The organism is Blastococcus sp. CT_GayMR20 (assembly GCF_004570345.1).
On sequence record NZ_SPQM01000208.1, the window covers coordinates 1 to 6,476 of the forward strand.

The 6,476-nt window shown below is 74.6% G+C and carries 5 protein-coding genes; 1 reads left to right on the top strand and 4 read right to left on the bottom strand.

The features are described from left to right. Positions 1-584, bottom strand: a 584-nt coding sequence (locus E4P40_RS25500) for an MFS transporter (RefSeq protein ID WP_209305515.1), incomplete at its 3' end; no start/stop codon positions are given. A 108-nt stretch (positions 585-692) separates the two neighbouring features. On the opposite strand from E4P40_RS25500, the gene E4P40_RS25505 reads away from it, so the two are divergent. Beyond that, a complete protein-coding gene (locus E4P40_RS25505) occupies positions 693-1,502 on the top strand; it encodes a trans-aconitate 2-methyltransferase (RefSeq protein ID WP_135161128.1) in 810 nt (269 codons plus the stop codon). A 7-nt stretch (positions 1,503-1,509) separates the two neighbouring features. Here E4P40_RS25505 and E4P40_RS25510 read toward each other — a convergent pair whose 3' ends face one another. From E4P40_RS25510 to E4P40_RS25520, 3 genes are all read right to left on the bottom strand, one after another. Beyond that, complete coding sequence (locus E4P40_RS25510) at positions 1,510-2,268, bottom strand: class I SAM-dependent methyltransferase (protein WP_135161129.1); 759 nt, start codon at positions 2,266-2,268, stop codon at positions 1,510-1,512. Positions 2,269-2,275: 7 nt separating this feature from the next. Continuing rightward, the gene (gene topA, locus E4P40_RS25515; protein ID WP_135161130.1) at positions 2,276-5,131 is read right to left on the bottom strand and encodes a type I DNA topoisomerase; all 2,856 of its coding nucleotides are present in this window, start codon (positions 5,129-5,131) and stop codon (positions 2,276-2,278) included. A 246-nt stretch (positions 5,132-5,377) separates the two neighbouring features. Next, positions 5,378-6,476: alpha/beta hydrolase (locus E4P40_RS25520; RefSeq protein ID WP_245160581.1), on the bottom strand; the 1,099-nt coding region annotated here is incomplete at its 5' end.

The window sequence follows — 6,476 nt, forward strand, 5'->3', positions numbered from 1 at the left end:
GAGGCGAAGAGCGAGAAGCGGATGACGTCGGTGATGACCATCGTCTTGCGCCGGTCGAACCGGTCGGCGATGGCGCCGGCGAGCGGGCCCAGGACGATCGCCGGGAGCAGCCGGAACAGCAGCACGCCGCCGAGGGCGAAGTTGGCCGCCGCGAACCCGTCGACCAGCGAGGTGGCCGTCGCCGTGATCGCCAGTAGACCCAGCCAGTCGCCGAAGCTGGACAGCGACATCGACAGCCACAGCTTGCGGAAGTCGCGGACCCGCAGCACCGCCCGCAGCTTGGCGACCAGCCCGACGGCTCCCAGGACGTCCGGGTGCGCTCCCTCACCGGCGTGGCCCTGGTCGGCCGGCTCCCCGTTCCTGCCCGCGGGCCCCCCGGGGTCGAGCTCGGTCAGCGGCGCGGCGGCGTCCGGCGGCACCGGCGTACCGCCGGACGGCAGGCCGTCCGGCGGCAGGGTGATCCGCTCGGCACGCTGCGCGTCGACCGCGTCGTCGGGCAGCGGCGCCGGAGGCGTCGGGTCGGACGGAATCGGGTCTCCCTGGATCGGGGGGTCGGGGCGTGGCTCTCCCTCGGCGGGGGTCACGGTACCGGGCGGACGTGACGATTTCGGCAGATTTCCGCCCGCATGGGGTACGCGGGGCACGTCCCGGGCCGCCGATGGCGCCGTCGGCGGTGGCTAGGGTCGGACCCGATGACGGGCACCGAGCGGTCGACCGGGGGCTCGGCGGCCTCGTGGGATCCCGCCGTCTACCTCCGCTTCGCCAGCGAGCGGGCGCGCCCCTTCACCGAGCTCGTCGCGCGGGTCGGAGCGGAGAACCCGGGAGTCGTCCTCGACCTCGGCTGCGGCGAGGGGTCCGGGACGGCGGCCCTGGCCCGGCGGTGGCCCGGCGCGCGCGTGATCGGGGTCGACTCCTCCCCCGAGATGCTGGCGGCAGCCGAACGGGCGGCAGCCGGTGTCGAGTTCGTCGTCGGCGACGTGCGCGACTGGGCACCCGACGGTCCGGTGGACCTGGTCGTCAGCAACGCCGTCCTGCACTGGATCCCCGGCCACGACCGGCTGCTCGCCGGGTGGGCGGGCTGGCTGCGGCCCGGAGGATGGCTGGCGGTGCAGGTGCCGGGCAACTTCCGCGCGCCGACGCACGCCGTGCTCGCCGACCTCTGCCGGTCGCCCGCGTGGGCGGACCGCCTGGCCGAGGTGGCCCCGTCGCCGGACGCCGTCCTGGAGCCGGCCGGTTACCTCGACGTGCTGACGGGCGCGGGGCTGGCCGCCGACGTCTGGGAGACGACCTACCTGCACGTGCTGACCGGCACGGATCCGGTGCTCGGCTGGGTGCGCAGCACCGTCCTGCGACCGGTGCTGGCCCGGCTCGGCGACGACGACGCGGCGCGCCTGACCGCCGACTACGCCGCGGCGCTGCGGACCGCCTACCCGGTGCGGCCCGACGGCACGACCGTGCTGCCCTTCCGCCGGATCTTCGCCGTCGGCACCCGCCCCACCTGACGCCTCCTCACCGCGGGGTGAGCCGGTACGCCCGGGTGACGTAGGGCAGCTCGAGCAGCTCGCGGCCGCGAGTGCCGGGATGCCCGGCCAGCAGCTCGCGGAGGCCGGCCAGGAACTCCGCCCGTCGTGCGTCGTCCATGACGGCCACATAGCTGCGGGTGGCGATGCCCGCGACGACGTCCTCCGGGGTGACGGTCTGGACGATCCCGGACTCGGCGACCACCACCTCGGCCGACAGCTGCTCGGCGAAGCGGTCGACCACGCGCTGGTCGGCCTCGTGGTCGCGCGCCTCCCCCGCGATCAGCGCACCCAGTGCGCCCACCCAGCGCACGCGCTCGTCGCGGGTGTTCCAGACCAGGCCGAGGCTGCCGCCGGGCCGCAGCACGCGGCGGATCTCGCGGGCGGCGGCCGGCGGGTCGAACCAGTGGGCGGCCTGCCCGGCGACGACCGCGTCGACCGCGGAGTCGCCCAGCGGAACCGCCTCCGCGGTGCCCACGGCCGGAGCGACGCCGGGCAGGCGGCTGGCCAGCTGGCCCAGCATCTCCGGCGACGGATCGACCGCGACGACGTCGTGACCGGCCGCTACCAGGACCTCGGTCAGCAGCCCGGTGCCCGCGCCGAGGTCGAGCAGCCGCCGCGGCCGGTCACCGACCAGGAACGCGACCGCGTCGGGCGGATAGCCGGGTCGGAACGCGGCGTACCCGGCCGCGACGGAGCCGAAGGAGCGCGCGCGGGCCCGCAGCCCGGCGTCCTCCGGTCCGGCCATCGCGGAATCAGCCGGCGGTGACGGGTGCGGTCTTCGCCGCGGTCTTCTTCGCCGTCGCCTTCTTGGCTGTCGCCTTCTTCGCCGTCGCCTTCTTCGCCGTCGTCTTCTTGGCGGCCTTCTTCTTGGTCGCCGGACCGCGGGCGCGTCGGTCGGCGAGGAGCTCCGCGGCGCGCTCGATGGTGATCGTCTCGACGTCGTCGCCCTTGCGCAGGCTCGCGTTCGTCTCGCCGTCGGTGACGTAGGGACCGAACCGGCCCTCCCGCACCGTCACCTGGCCCTGGGTGACCGGGTCGGCGCCCAGCTCCTTCAGCGGGGCGGCGGCCGCTCGGCGTCCCCGCTGCTTCGGCTGGGCGAAGATCGCCAGGGCCTCGTCGAGGGTGACCGTGAACAGCTCGTTCTCGCTGGTCAGCGAGCGGGAGTCGGTGCCCTTCTTGATGTAGGGGCCGTACCGCCCGTTCAGGGCCTGGATCTCCTCGCCGTCCGGCGCGACGCCGACCGTGCGGGGCAGGGTCAGCAGCTTCAGCGCGTCCTCGAGGGTGATGGTCTCGGGCGTCATCGTCGCGAACAGGCTGCCCGTGCGCGGGGCCTCCTTGCTGCCCTCGGGCAGGACGGTGGTGACGTACGGGCCGTAGCGCCCCGCCTTGACGACGACGGTGTGCCCGGACGCGGGGTCGGTGCCCAGCTCGCGGTCGCTGGACGGCGCCTCGAGCAGCTCGATGACCTTCTCGCTGGTGAGCTCGTCGGGCGCGATGTCCTCGGGGATGCTCACCCGCGGGCCGTCCTCGCCGCCGGCCTGCAGGTAGGGGCCGTACCGGCCGACCCGGGCGACGACCGATGCCCCGCCCGGCCCGAGCGCACGCAGTGGGATGGAGTTGACCCCGCGGGCGTCGATCTCCTCCAGGCGCTGGCCGACGATCTGCTTGAGACCGCCGGACTCGGCGATGCCGCCGCTGCCCCGGCCCTGGCCGCCGAAGTAGAACTCGGTCAGCCAGTCGACCCGCTGCAGGGTGCCGCCGGCGATCTCGTCCAGCTCCTCCTCCAGGGAGGCGGTGAAGTCGTAGTCGACGAGCTGGGCGAAGTGCTGCTCCAGCAGGTTCACCACCGCGAAGGCGATGAACGAGGGCACCAGCGAGTTGCCCTTCTTCCAGACGTACCCGCGGTCCTGGATCGTCTGCATGATCGACGAGTAGGTCGACGGCCGGCCGATGCCGAGCTCCTCGAGCCGGGCGATCAGGCTCGGCTCGGTGTAGCGGGCCGGCGGGCTCGTCGTGTGCCCCTTGGCGTCCAGTGCCTGGGTGTCGAGCTGCTGGCCGCGCTCGAGGCGGGGCAGTCGGCGCTCGGCGTCGTCGCCGGCGTTCTCGTCGTCCCCGGCGGAGGCCGGGGCCTCGTCGCGGGACTCGACGTAGGCCTTGAGGAAGCCAGGGAAGGTGATGGTGCGCCCGCTGGCGGTGAACTCGACGGCCTCGTCGGTGGCGCTGCGGCCGGCCAGCCGGATGCTCACCGTCTGCCCGACGGCGTCTGCCATCTGCGAGGCCACCGTCCGCTGCCAGATGAGCTCGTAGAGGCGGAACTCGTCGCGGGCCAGCTGCGGCGCGAGCTGTCCCGGCGTCCGGAAGTTGTCGCCGGCCGGGCGGATCGCCTCGTGCGCCTCCTGCGCGCCCTTGGCCTTGCTCTTGTAGCGGCGCGCCTCGGCCGGGACGTAGGCGTCGCCGTACAGCTCACGGGCCTGCGACCGCGCGGCGTTGATCGCCTCCTGCGACAGGTTCGTCGAGTCGGTGCGCATGTAGGTGATGTGGCCGTTCTCGTACAGCCGCTGCGCGACGCGCATCGTCTGCGCCGACGACCAGCCGAGCTTGCGGCCGGCGTCCATCTGGAGCGTCGAGGTGGTGAACGGGGCGTACGGACGGCGGCGGTAGGGCTTCTCGTCGACCCGGCTCACGCTGACCTGGCGGCCCTCGAGGCGCGCGGCGAGCCCCCGGGCGCCTGCCTCGTCGAGGTGGACGACGTCGCCGCTCACCCGGCCGGTGGCCGGGTCGAAGTCCTTGCCGGTGGCGACCCGGCTGTCGTCGACGCTGACCAGCTTGGCGCGGACCGTCGTCGGCTCCCCCTCGTCGGTGGCCGCGCCGGTGCGCGGGACGGCGAAGGTGCCCTCCAGGGACCAGTAGTCGGCGGCGTGGAAGGCCATCCGCTCCCGCTCGCGCTCGACCACGATCCGGGTGGCGACGGACTGCACCCGGCCGGCCGACAGCTTGGGGAGCACCTTCTTCCACAGCACCGGGGAGACCTCGTAGCCGTAGAGGCGGTCGAGGATCCGGCGCGTCTCCTGCGCGTCGACCAGCGCGGTGTCGAGCTCCCGTGGGTTTGCCACGGCGCGGGCGATCGCCTCGGGAGTGATCTCGTGGAAGACCATGCGGTGCACGGGGACGCGGGGCTTCAGCGTGTCGACCAGGTGCCAGGCGATGGCCTCGCCCTCGCGGTCCTCGTCTGTCGCCAGGTAGACCTCGCTGGCGTCCTTCATCAGCTGCTTGAGCCGGCTGACCTGCTGCTTGCGGTCCGGGCTGACGACGTAGAGCGGCTCGAAGGAGTTGTCGACGTCCACCCCGAGGCGGGCCCACGCGGCGCCCTTGTGCTCGGCCGGCACGTCGGCGGCGTTGCGCGGCAGGTCGCGGATGTGGCCGACGCTGGCCTCGACCACGTAGCCCGAGCCGAGGTACCCGGCGATCTTGTTCGCCTTCGTCGGCGACTCCACGATGACCAGCGGCTTGCCCCCGGATGCGGCCGTCTTCCGCCGTGCGGGCACCTTCGTGCCGGCGGCGGTCGCGTCGGTGCTCTCGCTTCCGGTCTGGCTGGTCTTCGTGGGCACGGTGCTCCTGTCGGTGGTGCTGCGGTGGTGCTGGGTTCGCGGGGACGACGGACTCGATCCCGAACTCCCCCGACTCCGGCGGGCACGTCCCAGCGAACGGACCGCGAAAACGCCCCTCGGCGGGCCACGGTAAGCCACGCCTCCGAAAAGGGGCCGGGGCGACCCTTCGTGGGCGTGCCGTCACTCACACCAACGTCGATCGTGCGGCCGTGTTCCCCGGCGGGGAAGAGCCCTCCGGCGAAGGGGTCAGGCGGGCCGTCGCGAGCCGGTGACCACCTCCGCGAGCGCGGTCAGGGTCGGCGACTGTGGGACGTAGTACTCCGAATGTCCCGTCCCCGGCTCGACGGGCAGGGCGGTCGAGCCGAAGTGGTCGGCCCGCGGGACGCTGCCGAACCAGCCGGGCCACGTGACCGGATCGGCGGCCGAGGTCGCGTCGTAGACCTCGGGCACCTCGAGGCCGGCGGCGGTGTCCTCCATGCCCGGGCTGCCGAGGAGGACGACGGCGTCGGCGGCCAGCGGGCCAGGGGCGTCGGCCGCCTCGTCGACCACCACGGTGCCGTAGCTGTGCGCGAGGACCGACGTGCGCGCCGGTGGCTGCCCGCTGGCCGTCCGTGCCGCGCCGAGGCCGGCGAGTGCGGCGGCGAGCGTCGGCCCGCCCAGCCAGGCCGACGCCCGGGACGTCATCGTCCGCGGCGACCCCGGCGTCCGGTAGCCCAGCCAGACGACCGTCGCGACGGAGACCCCGGGCGCGACGGTCCGGCCCGACGAGGCCAGGTCGCGGGCGTCGCCGGTGAGGCGGCCGAGGTCGTCCAGCGGTGTGGTGCCGACGCCGGGCACCAGCACGGCCACCGCCTCGGCGGTGTCCAGGTCGCCGATCGAGAGTGCGACCCGGTCGCCGTCCAGGTCGAGCAGGTGCAGCTGCACGGTGCGGCCGGCCGCCTCCTCGTCGCGGATCCGTGCGGCCAGCGACCGGGCGGTCGTCGCGGCCGGTTTGGCGGTGCGCGGATCGGTCAGGACGTGGGCGAGCACCCGGCGGTTGGCCCGGTCCCGGGCCCAGCCCGGCAGGCCGTCGAGCCGGCCCAGGACGGCGGGCACGCGGTCGATCGCCGCGACCTGCGCCGCCGCCGAGAGCCCGGCCCACCACTGCGCCACCTCGCCGGGCGGACGGTCGAGCGGCGGGTCAGTTCCCCGGGCCGTGTCGGCCGTGGCGAGGTCCCCCAGTTCCGCCGGCTCGACCGCCCGCAGGACACCCAGCCGGTCGGTCGCCGCCCACGCGTCTCGTGCCGCCGCCCCGGCTGCCGTGGCGTGGTGCAGCGCCGCAGCTGCCGCGGTCGCTGCGCGGGCG

Bases quoted from the DNA above. Each gene is read 5' to 3' on its own strand.
- E4P40_RS25505 (WP_135161128.1), top strand. From the start codon at position 693: ATGACGGGCACCGAGCGGTCGACCGGGGGCTCGGCGGCCTCGTGGGAT.
- E4P40_RS25510 (WP_135161129.1), bottom strand. From the start codon at position 2,268: ATGGCCGGACCGGAGGACGCCGGGCTGCGGGCCCGCGCGCGCTCCTTC.